At 36.0% G+C, this 25409-nt stretch carries 27 protein-coding genes and 2 tRNA genes; 18 read left to right on the top strand and 11 right to left on the bottom strand.

The window, feature by feature from the left end; all coding sequences use genetic code 11:
- Positions 1-175 precede the first annotated feature (175 nt).
- Positions 176-748 (bottom strand): 2'-5' RNA ligase family protein, encoded by a 573-nt coding sequence (locus tag AC23ME_RS11265; protein ID WP_487727869.1) that lies wholly within the window; start codon positions 746-748, stop codon positions 176-178.
- 112 nt (positions 749-860) lie between these two features.
- On the opposite strand from AC23ME_RS11265, the gene AC23ME_RS11260 reads away from it, so the two are divergent.
- From AC23ME_RS11260 to AC23ME_RS11250, 3 genes are all read left to right on the top strand, one after another.
- Positions 861-1460: a hypothetical protein gene (locus AC23ME_RS11260; RefSeq protein ID WP_487727868.1), complete on the top strand. Its 600-nt coding sequence runs from the start codon at positions 861-863 to the stop codon at positions 1458-1460.
- A 223-nt stretch (positions 1461-1683) separates the two neighbouring features.
- Entirely contained in the window at positions 1684-2061 is a 378-nt protein-coding gene (locus AC23ME_RS11255) for a response regulator (RefSeq protein ID WP_487727867.1), read from the top strand.
- Between the two features lie 144 nt (positions 2062-2205).
- Positions 2206-2625, top strand: a complete 420-nt coding sequence (locus AC23ME_RS11250) for a CBS domain-containing protein (protein ID WP_487727866.1) — start codon at positions 2206-2208, stop codon at positions 2623-2625.
- A gap of 185 nt (positions 2626-2810) precedes the next feature.
- Here the strand turns inward: AC23ME_RS11250 and AC23ME_RS11245 are convergent, their stop codons facing one another.
- The 4 genes from AC23ME_RS11245 to mqnE all read right to left on the bottom strand — a co-directional run bounded on the left by AC23ME_RS11245 (position 2811) and on the right by mqnE (position 6591).
- Complete coding sequence (locus AC23ME_RS11245; RefSeq protein WP_487727865.1) at positions 2811-3932, bottom strand: T9SS type A sorting domain-containing protein; 1122 nt, start codon at positions 3930-3932, stop codon at positions 2811-2813.
- A 56-nt stretch (positions 3933-3988) separates the two neighbouring features.
- A complete protein-coding gene (locus AC23ME_RS11240; RefSeq protein WP_487727864.1) occupies positions 3989-4717 on the bottom strand; it encodes a menaquinone biosynthetic enzyme MqnA/MqnD family protein in 729 nt (242 codons plus the stop codon).
- 6 nt (positions 4718-4723) lie between these two features.
- Entirely contained in the window at positions 4724-5338 is a 615-nt protein-coding gene (locus tag AC23ME_RS11235; protein WP_487727863.1) for a histidine phosphatase family protein, read from the bottom strand.
- A gap of 68 nt (positions 5339-5406) precedes the next feature.
- Positions 5407-6591 carry an aminofutalosine synthase MqnE gene (mqnE, locus tag AC23ME_RS11230; protein WP_487727862.1) on the bottom strand — a complete coding sequence of 395 codons (1185 nt, stop codon included), beginning with the start codon at positions 6589-6591 and terminating at the stop codon, positions 5407-5409.
- Between the two features lie 434 nt (positions 6592-7025).
- Here mqnE and AC23ME_RS11225 point away from each other — a divergent pair, with 434 nt between their 5' ends.
- Both AC23ME_RS11225 and AC23ME_RS11220 read left to right on the top strand, forming a co-directional pair.
- The gene (locus tag AC23ME_RS11225) at positions 7026-7877 is read left to right on the top strand and encodes an endonuclease/exonuclease/phosphatase family protein (protein ID WP_487727861.1); all 852 of its coding nucleotides are present in this window, start codon (positions 7026-7028) and stop codon (positions 7875-7877) included.
- A gap of 49 nt (positions 7878-7926) precedes the next feature.
- Positions 7927-8346, top strand: a complete 420-nt coding sequence (locus tag AC23ME_RS11220; protein WP_487727860.1) for an acyl-CoA thioesterase — start codon at positions 7927-7929, stop codon at positions 8344-8346.
- Positions 8347-8441: 95 nt separating this feature from the next.
- On the opposite strand, the gene AC23ME_RS11215 is transcribed toward AC23ME_RS11220, so the two are convergent.
- Together AC23ME_RS11215 and AC23ME_RS11210 are read right to left on the bottom strand one after the other, a co-directional pair.
- On the bottom strand, positions 8442-9530 hold the full coding sequence (locus AC23ME_RS11215; protein ID WP_487727859.1) for a hypothetical protein: 1089 nt from the start codon (positions 9528-9530) through the stop codon (positions 8442-8444).
- Positions 9524-10156: an ATP-binding cassette domain-containing protein gene (locus tag AC23ME_RS11210; RefSeq protein ID WP_487727858.1), complete on the bottom strand. Its 633-nt coding sequence runs from the start codon at positions 10154-10156 to the stop codon at positions 9524-9526. The genes AC23ME_RS11215 and AC23ME_RS11210 overlap by 7 nt, the downstream gene beginning before the upstream one ends.
- A gap of 298 nt (positions 10157-10454) precedes the next feature.
- On the opposite strand from AC23ME_RS11210, the gene AC23ME_RS11205 reads away from it, so the two are divergent.
- Positions 10455-11879, top strand: a complete 1425-nt coding sequence (locus AC23ME_RS11205; protein WP_487727857.1) for an MATE family efflux transporter — start codon at positions 10455-10457, stop codon at positions 11877-11879.
- A 157-nt stretch (positions 11880-12036) separates the two neighbouring features.
- Here AC23ME_RS11205 and AC23ME_RS11200 read toward each other — a convergent pair whose 3' ends face one another.
- Complete coding sequence (locus tag AC23ME_RS11200) at positions 12037-13017, bottom strand: D-alanine--D-alanine ligase (RefSeq protein WP_487727856.1); 981 nt, start codon at positions 13015-13017, stop codon at positions 12037-12039.
- Between the two features lie 137 nt (positions 13018-13154).
- Between AC23ME_RS11200 and AC23ME_RS11195 the strand changes: the two genes are divergently transcribed.
- The 6 genes from AC23ME_RS11195 (at position 13155) to AC23ME_RS11170 (ending at position 18500) form a co-directional block, all read left to right on the top strand.
- Positions 13155-13922: a PASTA domain-containing protein gene (locus AC23ME_RS11195; RefSeq protein WP_487727855.1), complete on the top strand. Its 768-nt coding sequence runs from the start codon at positions 13155-13157 to the stop codon at positions 13920-13922.
- Positions 13923-13924: 2 nt separating this feature from the next.
- Positions 13925-14974, top strand: coding sequence for an endolytic transglycosylase MltG (mltG, locus tag AC23ME_RS11190; protein ID WP_487727854.1), 1050 nt, complete (start codon positions 13925-13927; stop codon positions 14972-14974).
- A complete protein-coding gene (locus tag AC23ME_RS11185; RefSeq protein ID WP_097129321.1) occupies positions 14974-15381 on the top strand; it encodes an acyl-CoA thioesterase in 408 nt (135 codons plus the stop codon). The genes mltG and AC23ME_RS11185 overlap by 1 nt, the downstream gene beginning before the upstream one ends.
- A 99-nt stretch (positions 15382-15480) precedes the next feature.
- Positions 15481-16461, top strand: a complete 981-nt coding sequence (locus AC23ME_RS11180; RefSeq protein WP_487727853.1) for a YihY/virulence factor BrkB family protein — start codon at positions 15481-15483, stop codon at positions 16459-16461.
- Positions 16462-16799: 338 nt separating this feature from the next.
- Positions 16800-16884, top strand: a tRNA-Ser gene (locus AC23ME_RS11175).
- Between the two features lie 143 nt (positions 16885-17027).
- The gene (locus tag AC23ME_RS11170) at positions 17028-18500 is read left to right on the top strand and encodes a hypothetical protein (RefSeq protein WP_487727852.1); all 1473 of its coding nucleotides are present in this window, start codon (positions 17028-17030) and stop codon (positions 18498-18500) included.
- A gap of 15 nt (positions 18501-18515) precedes the next feature.
- Here the strand turns inward: AC23ME_RS11170 and AC23ME_RS11165 are convergent, their stop codons facing one another.
- The 3 genes from AC23ME_RS11165 to AC23ME_RS11155 form a co-directional block, all read right to left on the bottom strand.
- Entirely contained in the window at positions 18516-18884 is a 369-nt protein-coding gene (locus tag AC23ME_RS11165; RefSeq protein ID WP_487727851.1) for a diacylglycerol kinase family protein, read from the bottom strand.
- 9 nt (positions 18885-18893) lie between these two features.
- Positions 18894-19268 carry a hypothetical protein gene (locus AC23ME_RS11160; protein WP_487727850.1) on the bottom strand — a complete coding sequence of 125 codons (375 nt, stop codon included), beginning with the start codon at positions 19266-19268 and terminating at the stop codon, positions 18894-18896.
- A gap of 125 nt (positions 19269-19393) precedes the next feature.
- Positions 19394-19984: a class I SAM-dependent methyltransferase gene (locus AC23ME_RS11155; RefSeq protein WP_487727849.1), complete on the bottom strand. Its 591-nt coding sequence runs from the start codon at positions 19982-19984 to the stop codon at positions 19394-19396.
- Between the two features lie 227 nt (positions 19985-20211).
- Between AC23ME_RS11155 and AC23ME_RS11150 the strand changes: the two genes are divergently transcribed.
- The 6 genes from AC23ME_RS11150 (at position 20212) to zwf (ending at position 25401) form a co-directional block, all read left to right on the top strand.
- A tRNA-Ser gene (locus AC23ME_RS11150) sits at positions 20212-20296 on the top strand.
- 140 nt (positions 20297-20436) lie between these two features.
- Positions 20437-20997 carry a hypothetical protein gene (locus AC23ME_RS11145; RefSeq protein WP_487727848.1) on the top strand — a complete coding sequence of 187 codons (561 nt, stop codon included), beginning with the start codon at positions 20437-20439 and terminating at the stop codon, positions 20995-20997.
- Positions 20994-21440, top strand: a complete 447-nt coding sequence (locus AC23ME_RS11140) for a hypothetical protein (protein ID WP_487727847.1) — start codon at positions 20994-20996, stop codon at positions 21438-21440. Before AC23ME_RS11145 ends, AC23ME_RS11140 begins: the two co-directional genes overlap by 4 nt.
- Before the next feature lie 140 nt (positions 21441-21580).
- A complete protein-coding gene (locus AC23ME_RS11135) occupies positions 21581-22333 on the top strand; it encodes an ROK family protein (RefSeq protein WP_487727846.1) in 753 nt (250 codons plus the stop codon).
- Between the two features lie 38 nt (positions 22334-22371).
- Positions 22372-23790 carry an NADP-dependent phosphogluconate dehydrogenase gene (gene gndA / locus AC23ME_RS11130; RefSeq protein WP_487727845.1) on the top strand — a complete coding sequence of 473 codons (1419 nt, stop codon included), beginning with the start codon at positions 22372-22374 and terminating at the stop codon, positions 23788-23790.
- Positions 23791-23892: 102 nt separating this feature from the next.
- Positions 23893-25401, top strand: coding sequence for a glucose-6-phosphate dehydrogenase (gene zwf / locus AC23ME_RS11125; protein ID WP_487727844.1), 1509 nt, complete (start codon positions 23893-23895; stop codon positions 25399-25401).
- The last annotated feature ends 8 nt before the right edge of the window (positions 25402-25409 follow it).

Raw genomic sequence — 25409 nt, 5'->3', positions numbered from 1 at the left:
AAAAATGCTGTATTTTTTGAAAAGCATTTCCATCGCTTTTATTAAAGTTAGTCCTGCTGTACATTATAGCCCTCATACTTCGGGGTTGCCATTTCCATCAGGTTTAGAAAACTTGGGTTATTGCAAGAACTACAGCAGCTTAAATTTTAAGTATGTCAAATAGTGTTAACCTTAATTAAAACAAACGCTGCTGTGCAGCTTGTTCTGGTTCTAAACCTAAAAACTTAAAATCATCAGAAAACTTATCATATTGCTTGCGTTCTGGATTAAATTTTCTCAAAACTAAATTTTCACAACTAATTTCGAGCTTGGCATCAGCAAACATCTCTAAAGCTATTTGAACATTATCTTCAGTTAGTTTTCTGCCAACGGAAATGTGCGGAGCTTTACTTTCATGAGAGTTTTTGATATTTAGTTTTTTCTGAATTCTGGTCATTAATTCTGTTAACGGAACTCTTGTCATTTCATCTGGTTTAAGGAAAACAGCTCCATTCGGATAGCTATCTACTCCATCAAATCCCAAACAAATTGGATTTTCATAACCAGCAATTCTTTTAAGCGCAGCGACTACCTTTTCTAACTCATCTTCATCAGCGGTAAATTCAATAATAGTAACGTGAGCCTTGGAGTTCCTGCCATTATACCATCCTATTTTTGAATATAATTCGTTTTTCAGTTTATCTACATAGCCTATACCATCTTTCGAAGGGGCAATAACGATGGAATACTTGAATTTCTCTAAGATCATATTTAAAATAAATTTCAAATTCATGAGCCAAATAAAATCATTAATCGGCTCAATTTAACACCATTTCATCAGCCGATTAGTATTTCCTATATTTGTGACTCAAAAATACAATATGGCAATTTTACATCGCAAAGAAGAAAAGATACAAGTAGTTTTAGGTAGATTGCCTAAGAAATATACGCATGAGGAATTTGTGCAAATGTTTATCAAATTATACTCTAAAGACTGGGGCAAAATCAAATCGGCATACATTAAACAAAATCAAGATAGAGAGCCTGGAACGGTAGTTAATATGCCTAAACCAGACCTTTATTTACAACAACTTTTAGATACTTACCTTGCTACAGCTCCGTCTACTGAAAAATCTGCCAAAGCAAAAGCCGAAGAAATATCAGTAGAAGAAACTAAACCAGTCGCAAAAAAGAAAGAAACTGCTGAAAAGGTAGCGACTAAAACTACAAAGTCTAAAGTTGCTGCCAAAGTGGAAGATGTAACTTCTGCCGAAGAAACTACAAAAAAGCCAGCGGCTAAAAAGAAGGTAACTGTTAAAGATACAGGTGTGTCAACCACGAAAGTGAAAGCTGCTCCTAAAAAGCAAGAAGAAGAAAAAGCAATTTCTACAGAGGAAGTAAAGAAAAAAGCAGTAGCTAAAAAGAAAGAGCCTATCGAGAAACCAACAGTAGCTAAAAAATCGAAATCTTCAGATAAATAATTTTATAGCAACGCAATAAAACTAAATTTCTACTGTTTTATATTCAGAGAGCGTTAATTTAGATGGCGGGGATTAAATCTTTAATGATTTGGTCCCCGTTTCTTTTGCACTCAATCTTGCTTTTTAAACTTCTTTAAAGGTGGATAACTTTCTACATGTGAATAAATAACATAAACCACTGATTTACAAGTTTCGTTTATATATCGAACTAAAGTTTATAGTTATGGAAGCAACAGATAAAAAATGTGTCTATGTGTTGGAAGACAACGCTAACATAGCCGACATTATTGAGTTTTTGTTAGTGGAAGAACTCTATGATGTAAAAGTTTGTAAAAATGCGAACACCTTCTGGAAAGAAATGCAGCAGCATACACCAGATATGATTGTGCTAGATGTAATTTTGCCAGATGCAAATGGTCTCGACATTTGTACTCGATTGAAACGTGACTTAAGAACCCATCACATTCCTGTAATGATGATGTCGGGAAACAATCACTTGAGCAAAGTAAAATCTAAATGTGAAGCGGACAGTTACATTAACAAACCGTTTGATTTGAACGATTTTATGCAACGTGTTGACTACTACAGCCATATCGCTTAGTTAAATTAGCCACAGATGCAATGAACAAATCCATGTATCTGTGGCATTATATGCTGAGGACAATCATCTTTTTTAGTGACTACCATTACTAACAGCACGCTGTAAAACAGTCATATTTGATTAACAATTTAAACAACATCGAATATGAAACAACGTGTGCCAATCTCCGAAATAATGACCAAAAATTTGGTTACTGCCAATGTAACCGACAGTTTGAAACACATCAGCACGTTATTAAAAGATCATAATATTAGGCATTTACCTATTGTATCTGGAAGAACGCTGGTCGGCATTATTAGTAAAACAGATATTTTAAGGTTAAGCTTCGCTGATATCTACGAAGGTCAAGAAAATATTGATGAAACCGTATTTGAAATGCTGAGAACTGAGCAGGTAATGGTGCATAACCCAACTACGGTAGATGTACATTATACAGTTAGAGAAGTGGCAGATATCATGAGTAAAGTTGAGTTTCATGCATTGCCAGTACTAGAAGAAGGTAAAATTGTTGGAATTATTTCTACCACTGATTTGATCAAGTACCTGTTGGCACAATATCACTAAGCAACGTTTAAAAACAAAATAATAATTAATTAAGGAAACAGGCCGTCTGCTCAATGTCTAAGCAACTAAAGAGCAGATGGCTTTGTAATGTTAAAGCATTTTTAAGGTTTAAAAATCGCTAAAATATAGGGCAAAAAAAATGGCTACTTACGGATATAAGTAGCCATTCCGAAATCTGTTAATAATTAAAGTTTCGAGATCTTTTTTGTGGTTAGTCCGTTTACACTATGAAGTTTAATGAAGTAAACTCCTTTAGCGTAATTGCTTAAACTTAAGCTGATATTGCTATCGTTTGCCGCAATAGTACCTTCTTGAAGTTTTTTTCCTTGCAAATCGCACAAAATAAACTTGCTATATTTTTCATTTGCATCAAATGAGACATTAACATTGTTGATTACTGGATTAGGATAAACACTTACAGTTGTAATCTTTAAATCGAACCTAAATAGTTTTATAGCAACTTCTTTTTGATCTCCATTTTTATCTTCTTGTACCAACTTGTAGTAGTTATCGCCGAAAAGTGGCTTACTATCGTAGAAGCTGTAATTTAAAATAGAGCTAGAATTTACAGCACCTTGCTTTTCTCCAATTTTGATAAAGTTTTTATCTGCACCACTTCTGTAAATTAGGAATTTGTTATTATTCGTCTCAGACAATGTTGACCAATTTAATGCCACTTGATTACCGTTAGCAGCCACATTAAATGCATTTAATTCTACTGGTAATGTTGGTAGTGGTTTAATGTCTGTAATGTCAAAATCGTTAACTGTAAAATACTGATCTGTTACAATCCTAATACTTACTACATCATCAACGGGGGTTACGAATGAACTTAAAGAACCTACTTGATCTGCTGGTAGATTAAATAGATAAACATCAGTTTTAGTTGAACCGTCAATTCGTTTAATGGTGATCTTGATGTCGCTGTTTCTTCTATCTATAAAATATCTCAACGAATTTAAGTCAAAGCTATATCCAGGTGCTGAAATAGTAAGATCTGTACCACTTGTCGAAGGAACTGAATAATCGGAGGCATAAAGCCCAGTAAAACCTAAATCTGGAACTAAATCGACATATATAGTATTCTGTGATGGAGAAAATAAGAAGTTTACATTGTTATAATTTACACTAAATGGCGATACATAATCGTAGTTGGCAGGTAATGAATTCAATACCAAGACTGGTGGGCCGACCTTAGAATTTGCCGTAGAACTGCCGTTTGCTGTAGCACTGAAAATACTACTTAAAAAGAAAGTTAAAATGATAGATAACGTTTGAAAAAAAGGTTTTGTAGAGATTTTGTTCATATAATTCAATTTTTAATTTTACTTAGAGAAATAGGTAGATTGAATTATGTTTTTCGTTAAGATAGTTGTGTAATAAGATGTAGAAATGAATCTTTAGCTTCCAGTTTTTCTGGCGTAAGATTGAAATTAAGCTTGTGCAAAAGATAATCCTCGATATCGATGCCCTCAATAACCGGCAATTCCTTAATTACCGCTGGGATATTTTGAATGCCTAAACACAAAGCTTCATCAAAATCTTTTAGAAATTCTGCTGGAATAGCTGTGTTCGCTACCCAAGCGGCATACATGAAGGGCAGACCAGTAAATTTCATCCACTCCTCTCCCATATCATAAGCATATTTAAATTCGGCTTTACGACCAAAAGTTCTATCTCCAATTAAAACTATGGCATCAGTTTCGGCAGATTGCTCTGTTACAAAATCAACCTCCACTTTAAAATGGTTTTTGAGCAGCACTTTTGCTAAATTATTCGATGTACGAGATTGAGGATCAAGTTTAACGGTTTTAACTTCTTCTATAGATACATCTGAAAAAATAAATACCGAATTTACCGCACCAACAGAACCTATACAATACGAACTGATAATCTGCGCATTAGGCACAAAAGGAATGGCTGCCACGGGGATTAAACCGATATCTACTTGGTTTTCTATCAGTTTTTTAGCGCAATCAGCAGGAATATCTAGGCTTAAATCTATTTGGTTTAGAACAGGAGAATGTGTTATTCCGTAAATAAATGGCTTGGTATTGGTATAAGAAACGGCAGAAATTTTGATTTGCTCCAAAACGATTTATGATTGTGCTAAGTGTGAAATGTTGTTTGAATCTACTAACGTAAACTTGTCGCCATCAAATTGCAATCGGTATAATGTAGTATTAGAATGAGGGAATTCTTCCATATCGCTAAAAGGCTTTTCTAATAGCATACATAGAATTAAACGCATAGCCCTGCCATGCATGCAAATCAGAATACATTTTTCTTCAGTTTGCTTTTTGATGTGCTCCATCGCTTTTGCCATACGGGCACCAACTTCATTCGGACTTTCGCCTCCACCAAATTTGGCATCGTAGTTGCCTAATTGCCATTCTCTAACCACCGCTCTAAAAGCTTCCCTAGCTTCTTCGGTATTTGGTTTTCCTTCCCATTCGCCCCAGGCTAATTCATCTAAACCATCCAATTGCTCCCAAGCCAAACCTAAATCTATAAATCCTTTAACTGTTTGGTGTGTTCTTACTAAGGATGAAGTGTATATCTTGTCAAACTTAACTGAATTGTATTTATTAAAAAACGCCGCTGCTTGTGCAATTCCAGTATCATTTAGGTCGGCATTTACGCCTCTTCCTTGTACTATGCCTAACCTATTAAGTTCTGTTTCGCCGTGACGGATGATGTATATTTCTTTCATAATAATGGATCAGGAATTAGTGGCTAGGTATCAGTATTGCCAATAAATCGTAAATCTAAAGTCGTGACCTAGTTAACAACAGGCAATTTGTAGTAAGATGGTTTTACATCACCTTCAAAAACGTAGTCGGTATAATCGGTAACTACATTATACAAAGTGTCACGCTCTATTGGTTGGCGTTTTACATTTCTGATTAATTCTACCAACTCTTTAGTGCTCATTGCAGGTGTTTGTTCTTCGGCACCTGCCATCGAATAGATTTTAGTAGTATCATCCAAAGTACCATCGATATCATCAACACCAAAGTTTAAACTCAATTGTGCAGTTTCTCTACTGATCATTGCCCAATAAGCTTTGATGTGTTCGAAATTATCCATGTAGATACGTGCAATGGCGTAATTACGCAAATCTTCTACTACAGAAACTTCCGCTACATCACTCATTTGGTTATTCTGATTTCTGAACTTCAATGGAATAAAAGCTTGGAAACCACCAGTTTTATCTTGCAACTGACGTAAGCGTTCCATGTGATCCACTCTGTGCCAAAATTGCTCTATATGGCCATAAAGCATGGTAGCATTAGAACGCATGCCTAATTTGTGAGATTGCTCGTGAATGTCTAACCACTGTTCGGCATTGCACTTATCGTGGGCAATTTTTTCTCTCACCTCGGGGTGGAAAATCTCAGCACCGCCTCCTGGCATCGAATCAAGTCCAGCTTCTTTAAGGTATTTCATCCCATCATAGTGGCTTAATTTTGCCTTCTTGAAGATGTAGTAATACTCTACTGGAGTTAAGGCTTTAATGTGTAAGTCAGGGCGATGTGCTTTTGCTTTTCTGAAAAAATCAGCATAAAAATCCAAATTCTGTTTTGGCACAACGCCGCCAGTAATATGTACTTCAGTTACAGGTTCATCGTCGTATTTCTTAAGGATATCGATCATGCCGTCAACTTCCATCTCCCAACCTTCTTCGCGTTGTTTGATCATCCGGCTGTAAGAGCAGAATTTACAATCGTACACACAGATATTAGTAGGCTCGATATGGAAATTTCTATTGAAATAAGTTTTATCGCCGTGTTTTTGTTCACGAATATAATTGGCCAATGTACCCAAGTAACTCAACTCTGCGTGTTCGTAAAGGTAAACACCTTCATCAAAACTAATTCGTACACCATCTTTTACTTTAGTGGCGATATCTTTTAATGGTTGAACTAAGTTGGGGTTTTGTATAAGTATATCTAACGATTGCACTATTTTTCTCCTTAAGATTTATGCAAAAGTACGTTTATTTGTTGAATATGGATTATTCTATGAAGTAAAGTGTAACTATATTTACTACGATGTGACATCAAAAGAACTAAAATATTTTTTGTTTCAATTCTAAAATAATGATGCCTATTCTTGTACCAAAACAATTGTAAATTTATTCTTGTTAAAGAAAAAATAAAAATCATATGACATCTACCCTAATCGTAACTCATTGGGTTTTAATTACGCTAAGCTTACTATCTTTTGTACCTAATCAACACTGGATTTTCAGAGTTGCAGACACAATTAAGTTGCAGTTGTTCTGTCTACAAATGCTAATTTGTACCCTATCTTGTTTTTACATAAATGGTAGTGTGCACTTATTAATTTTACTAATTGGACAAATATTACTTTTGATTTATCATGCATTTATTTTAATGCGTTATACCAAATTTTGGCGTGTCAATAGGCAAGAAAAAAGTAAAAATTCTTCAAAGCAGATCAAATTTATTTCGTGCAACGTTTACCAATTCAATAACAAATACGAGCAATTTATTGAGTTAGTAAGAAACGAACAACCAGACATAATATTAACTGTAGAAAGCAATAAAGATTGGGAAAAAGCCCTTAGCACAATTGAAGGGCACTATCCATATAGTGAGAAAATACCGTTAGAAAACACTTACGGAATGCACCTTTACAGCAAATTTGAACCAATTAAAGTAGCTACACATTATTTCGTAGCTGACGATATACCGAGCATAGAAGCTACATTTGAAACTCCAGATGGCTATAAATTTGTTTTTTTCGGGGTGCACCCACCACCACCTTCGCCTACAGAAGAAGCTACATCTAAAGAACGCGACGGCGACTTACTGAGCATTGCTAAACGAGTTAGAGGCAGTAAATTACCTGTATTAGTTACTGGCGATTTTAATACCGTTGCATGGGCAAAAGCATCGTTACTATTCAAAAAAACCAGCAAACTAATAGATGCTCGCATTGGACGAGGCATACTTTCTACTTTTCATGCCAAATATTGGATTTTCCGAATTCCATTAGATTTAGTATTTCATAGTCCAGAAATATTTATAGACGAACTAACCATTTTACCAGATATTAATTCTGATCATTTCCCTGTGGGATGTACGTTTCACATTAATTTACTTAATACAACTCAAGAAGATCGCGTTGATGATTTAGAAACTGGAGAAATGGAAGAAGTTAACGAAATAATTATGGAAGGTAAAGCAGAGAATAGTGACAATAGAGAAACGGTAGCTACTTAAATAATAGCTTTTGAAGCTAAATTTGAGCTACAAAAACTAACTTTGCACCATGATACAAAACCAGTATAGTATTTTCGAAAGTGAGTTGAATGTCCGTCCGGATGATATTGATATGTTTAACCATGTGCACAATAGCAAGTATCTAGACTATGTTTTAGCCGCCCGTTACGAGCAAATGGACAAGTTTTACGGAATGAGTTGGGAGAAATTCGAGGAATTGGGTTTTGGCTGGGTAGTTTCTAAAGTGACTATTTCTTTCAAACGCCCGCTTAAAATGGGCGACCAGATGTTGATTAGAACTGGTATTTTGGAGATGAACGAAAAAGGCAGCAATGTTCAGTTTGAGATCGTGAACAAAAAAACTGGAAAAATAGCTTCGGATGGGATTTTCGAATACGTAATGATTGATTTGAAAACGCAGCGCTCATGCAAGGTTACGCAAGAAATGATTGAGGCTTATAGTATTTGATTATTTACGTCATTGTGAGAAACGAAGCAATCTTAAACTTTTAGTTTGTAATTTCTTTAAAGATTGCTTCGCAAAGCTCGCAATGACGAAATGGGTTAAACCAGCACTTTCGCATCTCTCCTATTTAAAATCAGATAACCTAAAGCCAACGCCATAGAAACTGCGCTAAATAACAAATCGTAACTTCCCAAGATAGCTAACATGGTGATGAAAAAGTAAAACAGCAACCATTTCATGTAGCGTTCCATATCTGCTTTTAGAAAGACAACTAATGCTTTCAAGAAAAGTAATGAGCTAATAGCGAAAATCAATGCTCTAAGTATAAAGGAAACTTCAAAACCTACAAGCCAACTATAAATCAATAATTCTGGAACGAGCAAAATAACGAGTGTTATCATTTGATGTTTGATATTAGTTAACTTATTGATTGGTAGAGGAACCATGAAAGCTAAATAATTTGCCTCGAACTTTACCATATTAAACAACAGTACCGCATGACTAAGTACTACAGCGAACATTGCGGTTAAGTACACTTTTATATCGTTACCAACATCGGCAAAAGCCCATAAAATTGCTTTAAAAAACACAAAAGACATTGCTTTAACCATAATCAGAGCTATTTTTTGGTCGCTAATGAAATGATAAAGAGACCAAAGCCAATAAGGTTTTGGAATGCTAAAATTAGGTAACTCAATAAAGGTTTTTGAGATTTTATACTTGTGGTTGACTTGAAGGTAGGTGTATAAGGTTGCAAGGCTAATTAGACCGCTTAAGAAAATTGGCGTGGCGATAATACTAAATAAATATCCGCTTGAAATGGCCATTACTACTATTAAAACAGCATAAACGAGAATAGGTAAAAAGCACATTCCGTATACGTAAGCCCATAATTTGTACTGCTTCCTTTTAGGCAATGTATTTAAGGTTTGTAAAAAACCATAAGCATCTTCAGTTTGCTTTTTATTAATGAAATGAACGCATTTGATGCCATAAAGCAGCCAAATAAAAAATACTAAAAGCAAAATAACTGGCGACGAACATACCGCTACCAATAACGCTTTTTGATAACTAACAATTTGCGAACCTTCTACTGCACCAAACAGCAAGTACAGCACCACTAAAAACAAACCAGCATGTTGTTGGTAAAAACTAGCTACTAGCGTTCTGTTCAGTAACCTTAGCATTGTACCACTAGTTTGTTCTTGATTTCGAAAACACTGGCTAAGCATAGTTTATCGCTATTGATTTCTTGGTGTGAAGACAATATAAAGCTCTTGCCCTGCTGTGCTTTTTGGGTTATTAATTGATAAAGTTTGTTTGCAGAGTCTACATCTATAGTAATTAAAGGCTCATCTAAAATGTAAAAATCTATTTCTCCAATAAACGCACAAATTAATGACAGCTTCTTTAACATCCCACTCGAATATCCTCCAACCTTTTGATTAAGAAATTCGGTCATACCAAACAAATCACTTAACTCATTCAATTGTTCTGGCGAAGCTTTTCTTACATCTTTATAGAAATTTAGCAATTCATTTCCAGTTATAAACGGAGGATATTGTGGCTCGGCTTCTGCATAGCTAATTTTAGATCGAAACAGATTAGAATTATCTCGAAGGCTGATTTCATCCAAGATAACCTGTCCTTTAAACGGTGTCTGCCCGGTAATTACTCTAAATAGTGTAGTTTTCCCGGTACCGTTTCCTCCCTTAAGCCAATGGATACCATTTCTGATGGTTAGTTCATCGAATTTTAAAATGGTATTAGCACCATAGCTTTTTTCGATGTGATGCAAAGTTAGTTTGTTCAAGGCTTTTGGGTTTCTTATTAAGATAACTGAGATTGTAAATCGTTACAAATTAATCTCTTTTATTCATCTATTTTCACTTGCATTAGTATCCTAAAGTGAATTACTCGAAAATTGGATTTTTCATTTTTGACTTTCAACTTTTTCTCTACATTTGTATTATTAAATCATCACGAACCATGAAGTTTTTTGCAGTCCGCATCAGAATAGCTTAAATAAGCAAGGGCTTTCACATCAGAAAAACAAATTAACGGTGCTAGCTTTTAGCATCTCATGGTAATTCCTTTTATTAACTTTATATATGACACAACCAGTCGAGGCAAAATCACGTTTGTCTAATTTTTTTAATGTACTCGTTCAAGCTTTTAAGGGCGATGAAATAGATTATACTTCCATCAGTATCAGAAAAGCAATAGTGCTTTTGGCAGTTCCAATGATGTTGGAAATGATGATGGAATCTGTATTTGTATTGGTAGATCTTTACTTTGTTGGTCACTTGCCAAATAGTGCAGAAGCTATCCAAATTGTAGGTTTAACCGAGTCTGTATTAACCATTATCTACTCGTTAGCTATGGGGTTAGGTATGGCTGCAACGGCAGTAGTAGCTCGCAGAATTGGAGAAAAAAACACAGAAGCAGCCTCAAGAGCTGGTATGCAAACTATTGCTATAGCCGTATGCGTTTCCATTTTAATCAGCGTAGCAGGATTGATATTCGCAAAAGACATCCTGTTGTTAATGGGAGCTACAGAAAGCACCGCATCACAAGGCGTTACTTTTGTGAGAATTATGATGGGAACAAGCATTGTCATCATGCTACTGTTTTTAATTAACGGAATTTTTAGAGGTGCTGGTAATGCTGCTATTGCAATGCAGAGTTTAGCCTTAGCGAACACGCTAAATATCATTTTATGTCCAATATTAATCCGTGGTTTTGGACCAATTCCGGCTATGGGATTAACGGGTGCAGCTTTGGCTACAGCTATTGGCAGAGGTACAGGAGTACTTTATCAAATTTATCATTTAGCTAAAGGCAGCGGTAATTTAAAAGTCAAGCTTGCCTACCTAGTGCCTCAAATTGAACAAATTAGGGCTATCGTTAAAATTGCAGCACCTGCGGTTCTTCAGTTCGTTATTGCTTCTTGTAGCTGGATTTTCCTAGCAGAATTAGTAGCAACTACAGGTGGAGATCACGGTTCGGCTGGCTACCAAACTGCGTTAAGGTTAATGATGTTCTTTATGTTGCCTGCTTGGGGATTAAGCAATGCAGCTGCTACTTTAGTTGGGCAGAACATGGGTGCTGGCAGCATGGATAGAGCTGAAAAATCGGTATTCGTTACCATCAAATACTCCATGATTTTTATGGGTATTGTAATGGTGCTTTTCTTAACCTGCGGACATCTATTTGCAGCTTTCTTCACCGAAGATACTCAAGTGATTAAAGTTGCTAGCGAAGCACTGAGAATACTCAGTTTGGGTTTTATTCTCTATGGAATTGGAATGGTGTTGATTAGTGCCTTTAACGGCGCTGGCGATACTTGGACACCAACAAAAATCAATATTATTGCATTTTGGTTGTTCCAAATCCCTTTTGCTTATTTCCTAGCGAAGTATTTGGCGATGGGCCCAACCGGTGTATTTATTGCTATTCCGGTTGCCGAAGTGGGAATTACAATTGCTGCTTATTTGATTTTCAAGAAAGGCAAGTGGAAGACAACAGCAGTTTAATATATTCCCGCAGATATTTATTGATAGAAAAAACGCAGATATTCGCAGATTTAGTCAGCGTGTTCTGCGGAAAAATCTGTGAATATCTGCGGGATATGAGACTTATAGAATTTACTGATGCCTAATTCTTAATACCTAACAACTTACGCCTGTAAACTTAAATCGTTTCTTCTAAAACCTGCGTATAAAAATCTTGCAATTTCATACCCATTGCAGCCACCTGCTGAGGAATAAAGCTCGTTGCAGTTTGTCCAGGGATGGTATTAATTTCGATAAAGTAGAAGTTTCCTGTGTTGTGCTCTAAGAAATAATCTATACGCACAATACCTCGGCAGTTCAACTTTTGATAAACATCAGCAACGATCTGTTCTACCCTGCCCTTTTCTTCTTCAGTCATATCTCCAGGGGTAATTTCTTCGGTAACACCCGGTGTATATTTAGCATCAAAGTCGAAGAACTCATTTTTGGTTTTCACCTCAGTTGTTGGTAGAACTACAATTTTCCCTTTGGTTTTAAAAACACCAATAGAAAACTCTCTACCCTCTACAAACTCTTCTACCAAAACTTGGGTATCTTCGTTAAATGCCTTGTCAAGTGCAGTTTGCAAATCATCAAAGTGTTTAACTTTACTCATACCAATACTACTTCCACCGTTGTTTGGTTTTACAAAAAGTGGCAATTTCAATTGAGTTTTTACATCTTCAATATCATAATCTTCTCTAAAAAGCTGTAAAGACTTCGCCACATTTAGGTTTTTAATTCCATCTACAATTGCCTTTGTGTAACCTTTGTTCATGGTAATTGAACTTGTAAGTGCATTGCAGGTTGTGTAAGGAATACCAATCATGTCAAAATAGCCTTGCAATTTGCCATCTTCTCCGGGCGAGCCGTGTATCACTATAAAAACACCATCAAATACTATTTTCTTGCCTTTAATGTTTAGCGAAAAATCATTTTTATCTACTTCAATCTTAACAGAATCTGCTGGTTCATAAAACCAACCATTTTCGGTAAGCATAATTTTGTAAACGTCGTATTTATTGGTGTCGATATTTTGTGCAATGGTTGCAGCACTTTTTACAGAGACTACCCACTCTCCTGTAGTTCCGCCGGTTAGCAATGCGATGGTTTTCTTCATAATTATTTTGGTTGGCTCAATTGTATTTTTTCTGGTTTCAATTATATTTATCTTCCCAAAAATAGACAGATTTGTTTTTAATTTAAGATAAATATTTTTTTAAGCTAAATTTGGAACTTATTTAAAACTAAAAGCGAATGGGCAACTTTACCGAGTACCTTAAAACCAAATCATTCAGAAGAAATCTTATAGCTGCTATCTGCACCTTTTTTGGTCTGTTACTCATTGCTTTCTTTAGTTTACGTTACTACACTAAGCATGGTGAGGGCTTAAATGTACCTAACCTGAGAGGACTTAAAATAGAAGATGCCATCAGTAAATTAGAAGGGCTTGGCTTACGTTACGAGATCGATTCTGTGTACATTCAAGATCAACCGCCAGGCATTGTTACCGATCAAGATCCTGATCCAGAAACCTTTGTGAAGGATAACAGAACCATCTATCTAACCATAAACACTAATCAGGCACCAAATGTTAGATTTCCAGATATCGAAATGAAATCACTTCGGGAAGCTAAATCTATCATTGAAAGCTACGGGTTAAAGCTCGGAGATACCACTTACAAACCCGATGTGGCAAGAGATGTGGTGTTAGAAGCTTTATTTGGCGGACAGACTATTAAACCTGGCGAAAGTTTGCCAAAAGGTTCTAGAATTAGCTTTGTTTTGGGCGATGGACGAGGTAGTGAAGAAGTAGAATTACCAAATTTGACTGGATTTACCATCGATGAGGCCAGATTTTCACTTAAAGGTGCCATGTTATCTGTTGGCACTATTACTTATGAAGGAACCATTACCGATACTGCTAATGCGGTCATTATTTCACAATTCCCTTTACCAGCCGATAGCATCACTAAAGTACGCATTGGCACACCAATCAATTTAACGCTTGCTAACAAACCATAAATATGAGCACTAGTCAATCTAAAAAGAAAAATTTCAAGATAATCATTATCGTTTTGGCTATTATTTTAGCCGTTGGCGGATATTTTGGCATCAAGTTTTACAACACTTATTTCGCTCCTAACGTAACCGATAAGGAGAAATACTTGTATATAAAAACAGGATACGTTTTTGAAGATTTAGTTACTGATCTTCGTTACAAAGAGATTTTAAATGATATTGGCACATTTTGGCAAGCTGCGGAAAAAATGAACTTACAAGGTGCTTTAAAACCTGGTAAATATCGTTTAAAAGAAGGAATGACAAACCGGGCTTTAATCAACATGCTTAAAGCTGGTAATCAAGAACCTGTTAAACTGAAATTCCAGAACATAAGAAAAATTGAAGGTTTAGCAAGTTTATTAGCTAAAAATTTAGAGCCAGATTCGGTTGCATTTATGCGCTTGTTAGATTCTGCTGATTTTGTAGAGAAATATGGTTTCACCACCGAAACCGTGTACACCATGTTCATTCCAAATACTTACGAAATGTATTGGAGCACATCAAGAGAAGATTTCTTCAAAAAAATGAATGCCGAATACTTAAAATTCTGGAACGATGAACGCAGAAAGAAAGCAGCAGCAATAGGTTTAGATCCTATTAAAGCTACCATTTTAGCTTCAATTGTAGATGCTGAGGCTTTGTACGATAGAGAAATGCCCACTATCGCAGGTCTTTATCTTAACCGTTTAGAAAGAGGCATTTTACTTCAGGCAGATCCAACAGTAATATTTGCCAACAACGATTTCACCGTTAAACGTGTAACTGGTCCGTTATTGAGAGTAGATTCTAGATATAACACCTACAAATATGCAGGTTTGCCTCCAGGGCCAATCAATATGCCGAGCATTAGCGCTATAGATGCGGTTTTAAACAAAGAAGATAACAATTACCTGTATATGTGTGCAAAAGAAGATTTTTCTGGATATCACAATTTTGCAGCAACAGTTCAAGAGCATAATATCAACGCAAAGAAATACAGAGAAGCCTTAAATAAGCGAAATATATTTAGATAATGTTCACCTACGAAACGCAAGTAAAAGTTAGATACGCCGAAACCGATCAAATGGGTGTTGTTTACCACGGTAACTACGCCCAGTATTACGAAATAGCACGTACCGAGTGTTTTGAGGCTTGTTCTGGCATGACCTACGCCTCTATGGAAGCTGATGGTGTAATGCTACCGATACTAGAACTACAATCTAAATATTTAAAACCTGCACTTTACAATCAGGTGCTTACCATAAAATCTATCGTGAAAGAGTTGCCAACGGTACGTTTACATGTAGAATACGAAATTTATAACGAAGCAAAAGAACTGATTAACATTGGTAAAACTACTTTGGTATTTGTAGATAAAGAAACTCGTAGGCCATGTCATCCGCCAGAAAACTTTATGAAAAACGTAAGGCAGTATTTTTGATTTAAGATTGTAGAAGTACGATTTTAGATTTATGGTAAACACCTAACCGATTAAGCAAAAGTCACCAATTTTAACCATTAAATAGTTAACCATCACAGCGTGAATTGGCTACACAAACAACTTTTAAAATTTAGGCCCTACTCTATGTTAATCGAGTGGACTAAAGTTTGTGTGCTTCCAGGTTTTAGTCCGCTGCCAATTTATACTGTTGCTACATTCTTCTTTAGAGAAATTGGCAAAGATACCTTGGTCAACAAAGCCTCTTCCCTAGCCTACAACTTTATGCTGGCTATATTTCCAGGCATTATTTTCTTGTTTACCCTAATACCGTACATTCCAAAAAGAATTGGCTTTCAAGAAGGGTTGATGTCATTGCTAGCACTTGTATTGCCAAACAATGCCTTTCTAGCGTTCGAAGCCACAATAAATGATATCGTTAACATTCAAAATGGTAGCTTGTTGTCTATAGGTTTCTTTCTTTCTTTGTTCTTCGCTACTAACGGCGTACACAATTTAATGATGGCCTTCAACAAATCTTCATTAATTGTAGAAACAAGAACTTTACTAAAACGAAGATTGGTCGCTTTAATCCTTACCATCGTACTGGTAGTTTCTATGATTTTATGCATTACCGCCATGACTTTGGGCGAAATCACTATCAACTACCTTAAAAAAGAAATTGAATACGATGGAAATCTGACCATTTACCTCATCAAGTTTACCCAATTCGCACTTTTAGGGGCACTATACTTCATCAACGTATCTATTCTGTACCGTTACGGGCCCGCACATGCCAAAAAATGGAAATTCTTTAGTGCAGGCTCTTGGTTGGCCACTATTTTGGCTTTCTTAACTATTTGGGGCTTCTCTTTTTACATTAATAACTTCGGTGCCTACAATAAAATTTACGGATCTATCGGTACTTTAATGGTAATGATGATTTGGCTTTACCTCAACTCCTTAATTTTATTGATTGGTTTCGAGCTAAATGCAAGCGTAGATTTATCAAAACGGAGCGTAAAAATCATTAGGCCCAACTTCAATTTGTTTAAGAGTAAAAGCTCTGAAGATAAAAAGTAGTTGAAAAGCAGTATTGTGCTTTCATCTTATATTAGTCCCGTTATCCGCTCATACTCCTCGGCCAACGCTAAAATCCCCACTCGGCCTTAGCCACAAGGCAGGTATCCGCTACTACCTGGTTTAATTAACAACGCCTTTGCAGGTAACTCAAAACTAATAGCCAATAAAGACCTACTATAGTTCTAAAACTTCCCAAGTCTTATATAATCACAACAAAATCGATGCTTTTTGAGCTTCCATTCAATTTTTTCAGCCTGATAACTAACCTATTAAAACAAACTTTAAGAAATACCTATTTTCCAGTTTGCAGAATTGCCCAGAGTTTGTACTTTTGCAGCGGAGAGCTGGCAGAGTGGTCGAATGCGGCAGTCTTGAAAACTGTTGACTGTAACAGGTCCGGGGGTTCGAATCCCTCGCTCTCCGCATCAAAGTAGCTTCGAAAACGAAGCTACTTTTTTTGTTTAAAGACATTTCTTTTTACATTGTTTAGTGCTTTTATTTCGTTTATTGATTTCATAAGCACAATTTTTGGTTATCTTTCTCCCTAACCTCTAATTAGATAGCACATGCTTAATCGTCTCTTACTTCTGCTCATAATTTCTACTTTCTTTTCCCCTTTATTTTCTCAAGAATATAAACATCGTACTGGCTTATTTATCCATACAGATAAAACGATATATCTTAAAAATGAAACTATTTGGTTTAGTGCTTATCTTTTTGTTAACAATGCCAAAGAGCATAGCCAACACAACCTACTAAATCTGGCTGTTGCAAGCGCAGATAGCGGGAAGGTAATTTTAGAAGAGCGATATCCGATGCGACAAGGTTTAAGTATAGGTCAGCTCATACTACCAGACAGTATTAAAAATGGTGTCTATCATCTTATTGGCTATACTAATGTATTTGATACGGCAGCTAAACCAGTTGCAAAGCATATAGCAACCATCAATATTGGTCAAGTATTTAATAAGAATGTTAAAAACACAATTGATGGCAGTACAGTATCAACCTCAAATTCTCAAAAAGCGATAATAACATTAGACAAATCTTTATATGGCAAACGCGATACCGTTAAAGTGAGAATTAAGTTAGAGGATGCAGACCAGCGGGCTGTACAAGGAATATTATCCATTGCGGCAGTTCATCATTCTCGAATTAATGAAAACGCTAAAAACATCAACACCGATATTTCATATACACAGCATCAAAGCAACTTGGAAGAGCGAAAATATACTGCAAGTATTACTTACAAAAACAAGGTACCAAAGAAACCTACTTCTGTAGCTGTTTTAGCTAATGGTGGTTTAAAACTATTAACTACTGACAATAGTGGATTACTAGAAATAGCTAACGAACATCTGATGGTATCTTACGGCAGAAAAGTTTCCATGAAAGTTATTGGTCAAGACAACGACGATTTCGTCATCACATTGCATGATCCTTTTGGTAAAATGGCAGCAGAAATTGCCACCAACTTCCTATCTCTTGATACTTCAGCAAAAAAGATTCATCTCGACAAAAAACCTAATCTAACTATTACTGAGAGTGAGGTGGAACTTAAAACTGTTACTATAAAAACCTCTACCAACGATAACAACCGCGAAAAACTTGAACCAGGAATTAATGATTGCGGTGACTGGGTAGATGAATATGACTACCTAAATTACCCATACTCTCAAAAAAGATTCAAACCAATTATCGGAAAACTTTATAAAAAGAGAACAGATATAGATGAATTTAAAAAATCTTTCAAGGTTGAGCCAATTGTCTATAATGGTTGCAGTACCACAAAACAAGAAACAACTCTCTTCAAAGGTATAAATCTCCCCAATAAGTTTTATGGATTAGACAAAACGTCAAACAGCCTACAATTTCTTACTACCTTATTTTGGGATGCTGGCCTGCTTACTAACATCAACGGTGAAGCAGAATTTTCATTTACAACAGCTGACTTAAGTGGTGAATACAAAATAATTTTGCAAGGAATAACTGTTGACAATACAGTTTACGGCGAGGTTGATATTGCAGTAAAGCCCTAGATAGTATCCCCTAATTTAACTCAATAGCTTAATAATGTACGGAAAGTAGATTACTACTGCACATATAACGGCAAAACCACAAATTGTAAGCACAGCACCCGAAGCTAAATCTTTAACCTTTGCTATCAAAGGATCTTGTTCTGTAGTAATTCTATCTGCTAAAGTTTCAATAGCCGTATTAAAAATCTCGGCAGCCCATGCAAGTCCAATAAGTATTAAGGTGATAAGCCACTCGCTCCTATCAACTTTCAATATAAAGTTCAATACGATAACTACAACGGCAGCAAGAAAATGGAATATCATATTATTTTCATACCTAAATGCCAAATAAATTCCCCTTAGCGCATAGCGATAACTTTTAAAATGTCTATTAAGTTTACTCATAAAATTAAGTTATTTAAAAACGTGAGCTAGATAAACTATACAGTAACTTGCAAAACATATAAGAGATTTAGCATTAGGCGATGAAAGAATATTTTGTTTCTCCACCTTGTCTTCAAAAGTCATTATTCCTAAAATCCAAAATACACCACAAATTATAATATCCATAAAGTCAAATTTTCCATTGGTAATTTGTAATAACTGAAATATTTCCAGTGCTAAACAAAATATCAGCGGTATAAATACACCACTTAAACGCCACTTAAATAGGTTTATATAATGAGATTTTGAGGTAAGTGTTATGCAAAACACCCATAATCCTTCTGGTAAAGAATAAATAATAATAGGATGTAAAGGCAGTGTTTTAAGAACATATTCTTTTAGCATCAAATAGTTATCTAGCGAAATTAACTTGATGAACATTAAGGTGACAAGCGTGTTTTCTGTCCGATAAAACAAGTAAATAAATAAGCTGATAAGCAGAGCTATACAAATGAAAATATATTTCTGTGTCATTTCTTTTGGTAAATTAAAAGCTTAAAATATCCTCCAAAACCAAAATCAACTTGTTTAACCAACTTAAAGTTGTCTATATTTTTTAAATCATTTAAATAAAACACCGATTTAAAATGAAACAACTTAGAGACTAATCCAAATAAACGATCAATATTTCCTAGCCAGTTGTTCGGAGTAAAATGATTCAGGATTAGCACTTTTCCATCTGGTTTTAATACTCTCGCAACTTCTGCAAGTAATTGCCCAGGATTATCTACTACCGCAATTACATGAGAGAGCACAACATAATTGAACTTTTCATCATCAAATAGAAGAGCCTCACCATTCATTTTTAGAACCTCAATGTTTTCAGAACTGTTCTTTCTTGCAATGGCAAGCATACCTTCAGAGGTATCAATGGCAGTGATTTTATGTTTCTCGTAGTATTTAAAATGTGTACCATTCCCTACTCCAATTTCTAGCAGTTTACCTTCATCTAACTGGTTAACCTCCGTAAATAATGCTTTCTTTTGAGGTTTAAGCAATACATCTACCACTGGGTAGAAAAATGAAAATCTGTTATAAAACGAATCTGTTTGTTTATTCATTTAAGTAATTGATGCTAAGCGCAAAGTTATTATTTTACTTTATATTTCAAAGTGCTTTGAGGTGTAATTCATCAATTCTTGAAATATCTTAACATAGAGATATTTCAAGTTATAATAGGCTTTAGTTAACATACTGTAAATAATACCTAAAGAGGTTTTCATAAAATTAATTTAACATTTTTTTAATCAAAGTTTGCAGAATTGATTAGAGTTTGTACTTTTGCGGCGGAGAGCTGGCAGAGTGGTCGAATGCGGCAGTCTTGAAAACTGTTGACTGTAACAGGTCCGGGGGTTCGAATCCCTCGCTCTCCGCCTGAAAACAATCAAAACAAGCCCTTATTTATTTAATGGGCTTTTTTTGTGGATTTTGGTTTCGTTTTTAATATTAAGATGTGAGTATAGAGATCTAGCGCTGACTTTTAACTTTCAATTCTTAACTTTCAACTTTATCAATGGCAAAGAAAAGAGTCAGAACCTTCATCATCCTTCTCACTTTACTTATACAGTTACTTTTTTTGTTCGCCATCTTTATCGAGAAATTTCAAAGCATCTACACCCCTATTATCATCACTGTTTTAAGTTTACTCGTTTTGGTTTCTTATACAAAAGCGCCAATCCATCATAGAACTAACTTGTACGAACATAGGCTCATTGTAATTTGGATACCAGCTGGAGCATTAATTTGTTATTCGCTTAATCATATTTGTCATTTAGGACCCGTAATTTCTGCAGGTATTGTTGGCACAGCCGCTTCATTTATACCTTCCATAAATAAACAATCCACCTATTTAAAGCAACTGCCAGGCATGTTTTACTGTGGCGCTTTTATAGGCATGACCAGCTTATCTATCGCCTATTCTTTTTACTTCGTATTAGCAGCTTCGTTTTTTGCTGGTGTACTCCTGCTGGTTTCTAAAAGTTTGTTCAATGGCTTGGGAGGCAAACTTGGTACCGTAGCTTTTACAGCCGTTACTATCACATCGTTCATCTTCTTTTTACTATTTAAGAAATGACAGCAATTATTATCATCCTCACCGCTGTAATTGCAGCAATGCTTACTTTCTATGTAAATCATCAACTTAAACAGGGCCCAATCAGGTCTTCAGCTTTGCTTTCTCTTTTAGTAGCCTTGCCTTTTTATTTCTTTCCGCACATGGTGGATGTAGACCTTGCAAAAAACATTCCCGTTGCTTTTATTGGAGGTTCTTTCATCGGTATGGCGTCAAAAAAAATCGTTGATAGCTATTTAAAACTGGCGATATCTGGGTTGGTATTTGCTATCATCTACCTCAATACCAGTAGCTTTTTTAATGGTTATGGTGGTGCACTAGGAGCTTCGGCAGGCATCTCACTCCTATCGGTTTTAAGCCTGCCATTTTTTACGCCAAAGAAACATCACCTCACTAATGGCATTTTACAGCTACGAAAAATCATTTTCAAAAGGAATAAACATTAATTCTTAGTAAATTAGCGACATGTTTCATACAAAACGAAAATCAATTCCATTACAGCGCATCGCTTATAAATTTGATTTTCAGCCGACTTTTTCGCTTTCTAAACTAGCTATCTTTAATCATCCACTTGATAAAAACTTTTATGCCTGTAAAGAAAATCTCTAAAAAAGGAAATGTACTCACTATAGATATCGGCGGAACGAATATCAAGGCTTGTATATTAGACCAAAATGGTAAAATAATTACCGACTACGTTTCAGAGTCTACTCCAAAAAATGCTGGTCCAGAGGATGTAATTACTACCATTAAAAAACTGACTGATGGCTTAAAAGATTTCGAAAAAATTTCTGTCGGATTTCCGGGTTATGTAAGAGATGGTGTGGTACAAACCGCACCTAATTTAGGCGAGAACAAATGGGCAAACGTTGATTTGGCGGATCAAATTAGTGATCTTTTTGATAAACCAGTAAGGTTAGTTAACGATGCTGATTTGCAAGGTTTAGGTATTGTAAAAGGTAAGGGACTTGAAATTGTGTTCACTCTGGGAACAGGTTTCGGCACTGCGCTACTATTCGACGGAGACTTGCTTCCACATTTTGAACTTGCACATTTACCTATTAGCAAAGCAGAAAGCTACGATGATTATATTGGCAAACGAGGTTTCGAAAAGGTAGGCAAAGAAGAATGGAATGAACGCCTGAAATATATCATCGAAATTTATAAAACCGTTTTCAACTACGATACATTATATATTGGCGGTGGAAACTCTGCAAATATCAACTTCAAGCTAGAACATAATATCAAAATTGTTTCGAACCAAGATGGCATTAAAGGCGGTGCGAAACTTTGGAAAGCTAAAGAGAAATTCTTGGTATGCACCAACATTCACGATTAACAATAATTATTTAGACACACAAGATAAACTCCATATACATGAGCAATACAAATAACACCTACAGTTTCGGCATGATTGGCTTAGGCACCATGGGCAGAAACCTTCTATTGAATATGGCCGATCACGGTTTTTCTGTAACCGGACATGACAAGAGCGAAAAGATGCTTGCCTTGTTAGAAGAAGAAGGAAAAGCACACAATCTTAAGGGATTTGCCAAGGTGGAAGACTTTATTAATAGCCTGCAGTCGCCAAGAACCATTATTCTGTTGGTGCCGGCTGGTAAAATTGTAGACGATGTAATTGCTGAGATTACGCCTTTATTGAACGAAGGTGATATCATCATCGACAGTGGAAATTCTTACTATACCGACACCACGAGAAGATCTCAAGAGCTGAAGGAAAAAGGTTTTCATTTCTTCGGGATGGGAATTTCAGGTGGTGAAGAAGGTGCTCGTTTTGGTCCTAGTTTAATGCCTGGAGGTGAAAAAACTGCCTATCCTGTAATTAAAGATTTGTTAGAAGCAGTTGCTGCTAAAGTAAATGGCGAACCTTGCGTAGCCTATATTGGTCCAGGTGCCGCTGGTCACTTTGTGAAAATGACGCACAACGGTATTGAATACGCCATTATGCAATTGTTAGCGGAGACTTACGATATACTTAAAAATGGTTTGGGTTACGATAATTCTCAAATTCAACAAGTGTTTGAGAAATGGAATAATGGTCGTTTGAAATCGTTCTTAATGGAAATCACCAAAGATGTCTTCTTATTTAAGGATGAAAAAACTGGGAATTTATTAGTTGATGAAATCAAAGATCAAGCTAAATCTAAAGGTACCGGAAAATGGACTTCGCAAATTGCGATGGATGCAGAAGTTCCTTTAAACACCATTGATGCTTCGGTGGCTGGAAGAAACCTTTCTAAATTGAAAGATCTACGGGTAGAATTAGAAGGCTCTTTCGGTAAAGCGGCTCAAATAGAAAATGTAGCAGGTTTTGAAGATCAATTAGAGGAAGCATTTTACTTTGCGATGGTTTCTGCCTACGCACAAGGAATGCACTTGTTGTATAAAGCTTCCGCAGAATACGGTTACGAACTAAACATGGCAGAAATTGCGAAGATTTGGAGAGGCGGCTGTATCATTCGTGCAGAGTTTTTGCAAGACATTTACGAAGCTTACCAAAAGAATGCTGATTTACAGCACCTGTATCAAGATGCTTCTATTCAGCAAAAATTACAAGCTGGCTTGAAAGATACCAGAAAGGTAATTTCTTCGGCTATTAGCGCTGGTATTGCGATACCTTGTTTTGCAGCGGCAATCACTTACTTCGATACTTTGAAAACCGGTAGAATGCCATCAAACTTAATCCAAGCGCAACGTGATTATTTTGGTGCCCATACTTTTGAGCGTATTGATAGTGAAGGTGTGTTTCACGCAGAATGGAATAAACTAAGTTAAAAGTAGAAAGTTAAAAGTTAAAAAAGTTTCAACCATTAAGAAATGAAGAATAGTTAAGAACTTAATTACACCTTAACTTCTTAATGTTTAAACAACCAACAAATGAAAAAATCAAGCAAACTTAATCCAACCATATTTGTAATATTTGGCGGTACTGGCGATTTAAACAAACGCAAATTAGCACCAGCTTTATACAATCTGTATACCGAAGGCTACATGCCTGCGAAGTTCTCTATCATTGGAACTGGTAGAACGGCATTTACAGACGACAAATACCAAAAGGAACTTCTACACAGCGTTAACGAGTTCTCTAGAAATGGCAAGGTAAAAAAAGATAAATGGGATGTTTTCAGTAAGAATATCCACTATAGTTCTATTGATGTGAAATCTCAAGAAACCTTCGAGAAGCTGAAGATAGAGATTGAAAAATATCAGGCAGATTTTGGAGAGAAAACACAGGTTATTTTTTATTTAGCAGTAGCCCCTAACCTATTCCCTTTAATTGCGCAGTGCTTACAAGAGTTCAAACTTACTGGCAACGAAGACAATTGCAGAATTGTAATCGAAAAGCCGTTTGGACACGATTTAGATACCGCTAAAGAACTGAACTTACTTTTAAGCGGCATCTTCACCGAAAAGCAGATCTACAGAATTGATCACTATTTAGGTAAAGAAACGGTTCAAAACATGATGGCTTTTCGTTTTGCGAACTCCCTTTTTGAGCCATTGTGGAACAGAAATTACATCGAACATATCCAAATTTCGGTAACAGAACAATTAGGTGTTGGCGATAGAGGTGGTTATTACGAAGGTGCAGGTGCATTGCGTGATATGATCCAAAACCACTTGTTGCAATTATTATCTATTGTGGCAATGGAAGCTCCTATTTCATTCAATGCAGATGAAATTAGGGACAGAAAAGTAGAGGTTTTAAGAGCCGTTCGTCCGTTTAAACCAGAAGAAATTAGCGCACATGCAGTGCGGGGTCAATACAGTAAAGGTTGGGTTGAAGGACAAGAAGTACCAGGTTACCGCACTGAAAAAGGAGTTGATGCGCATTCAAACACAGAAACTTTTGCTGCTGTGAAATTCTTTATCGATAATTGGCGTTGGCAAGGAATTCCTTTCTACTTGCGCACTGGTAAAAGGATGAACCAAACTTCGTCGATCATTACGATACAGTTTAAGGATGTTCCTCACCATATTTTCTCAAATAACGTAGCTGAGACTTGGCAACAAAACAGATTGATTATCAGCATCCAACCAGAAGCAAGTATTAGGTTACAAGTACAATCTAAACGCCCGGGATTGGATATGGTACTTAATCCAGTGGATATGGTTTTTAATTACAAAGGCACTTATGAGAATGATTCGCCAGAAGCCTACGAAACTTTGTTGTTAGATGCAATGACTGGTGACCAAACCTTGTTTATGCGTGGTGACCAAGTAGAAGCAGCTTGGGAATTGGTAATGCCAATTATTCATCTTTGGGAAAACAAAACATCATTAGGCTTTCCTAATTATGCTGCAGATAGTTGGGGACCAGAAGATGCCGAAGCATTAATTGCTAAAGATGGTTATCACTGGTTTACGTTGCCGATAAAAGATTAACGAATTGA

The sequence above is a fragment of the Pedobacter sp. T50_32 genome, assembly GCF_057652195.1.
The sequence above is the reverse complement of the archived record's forward strand: the minus strand, read 5'-3'. Positions and strand labels throughout refer to the sequence as shown.

Coding starts and splice junctions, on each gene's coding strand:
- AC23ME_RS11265 (WP_487727869.1), bottom strand. CDS start 748: ATGATCTTAGAGAAATTCAAGTATTCCATCGTTATTGCCCCTTCGAAA.
- AC23ME_RS11260 (WP_487727868.1), top strand. CDS start 861: ATGGCAATTTTACATCGCAAAGAAGAAAAGATACAAGTAGTTTTAGGT.
- AC23ME_RS11255 (WP_487727867.1), top strand. CDS start 1,684: ATGGAAGCAACAGATAAAAAATGTGTCTATGTGTTGGAAGACAACGCT.
- AC23ME_RS11250 (WP_487727866.1), top strand. CDS start 2,206: ATGAAACAACGTGTGCCAATCTCCGAAATAATGACCAAAAATTTGGTT.
- AC23ME_RS11245 (WP_487727865.1), bottom strand. CDS start 3,932: ATGAACAAAATCTCTACAAAACCTTTTTTTCAAACGTTATCTATCATT.
- AC23ME_RS11235 (WP_487727863.1), bottom strand. CDS start 5,338: ATGAAAGAAATATACATCATCCGTCACGGCGAAACAGAACTTAATAGG.
- AC23ME_RS11225 (WP_487727861.1), top strand. CDS start 7,026: ATGCGTTATACCAAATTTTGGCGTGTCAATAGGCAAGAAAAAAGTAAA.
- AC23ME_RS11220 (WP_487727860.1), top strand. CDS start 7,927: ATGATACAAAACCAGTATAGTATTTTCGAAAGTGAGTTGAATGTCCGT.
- AC23ME_RS11215 (WP_487727859.1), bottom strand. CDS start 9,530: ATGCTAAGGTTACTGAACAGAACGCTAGTAGCTAGTTTTTACCAACAA.
- AC23ME_RS11205 (WP_487727857.1), top strand. CDS start 10,455: ATGACACAACCAGTCGAGGCAAAATCACGTTTGTCTAATTTTTTTAAT.
- AC23ME_RS11200 (WP_487727856.1), bottom strand. CDS start 13,017: ATGAAGAAAACCATCGCATTGCTAACCGGCGGAACTACAGGAGAGTGG.
- AC23ME_RS11195 (WP_487727855.1), top strand. CDS start 13,155: ATGGGCAACTTTACCGAGTACCTTAAAACCAAATCATTCAGAAGAAAT.
- mltG (WP_487727854.1), top strand. CDS start 13,925: ATGAGCACTAGTCAATCTAAAAAGAAAAATTTCAAGATAATCATTATC.
- AC23ME_RS11185 (WP_097129321.1), top strand. CDS start 14,974: ATGTTCACCTACGAAACGCAAGTAAAAGTTAGATACGCCGAAACCGAT.
- AC23ME_RS11170 (WP_487727852.1), top strand. CDS start 17,028: ATGCTTAATCGTCTCTTACTTCTGCTCATAATTTCTACTTTCTTTTCC.
- AC23ME_RS11165 (WP_487727851.1), bottom strand. CDS start 18,884: ATGAGTAAACTTAATAGACATTTTAAAAGTTATCGCTATGCGCTAAGG.
- AC23ME_RS11160 (WP_487727850.1), bottom strand. CDS start 19,268: ATGCTAAAAGAATATGTTCTTAAAACACTGCCTTTACATCCTATTATT.
- AC23ME_RS11155 (WP_487727849.1), bottom strand. CDS start 19,984: ATGAATAAACAAACAGATTCGTTTTATAACAGATTTTCATTTTTCTAC.
- AC23ME_RS11145 (WP_487727848.1), top strand. CDS start 20,437: ATGGCAAAGAAAAGAGTCAGAACCTTCATCATCCTTCTCACTTTACTT.
- AC23ME_RS11140 (WP_487727847.1), top strand. CDS start 20,994: ATGACAGCAATTATTATCATCCTCACCGCTGTAATTGCAGCAATGCTT.
- AC23ME_RS11135 (WP_487727846.1), top strand. CDS start 21,581: ATGCCTGTAAAGAAAATCTCTAAAAAAGGAAATGTACTCACTATAGAT.
- gndA (WP_487727845.1), top strand. CDS start 22,372: ATGAGCAATACAAATAACACCTACAGTTTCGGCATGATTGGCTTAGGC.
- zwf (WP_487727844.1), top strand. CDS start 23,893: ATGAAAAAATCAAGCAAACTTAATCCAACCATATTTGTAATATTTGGC.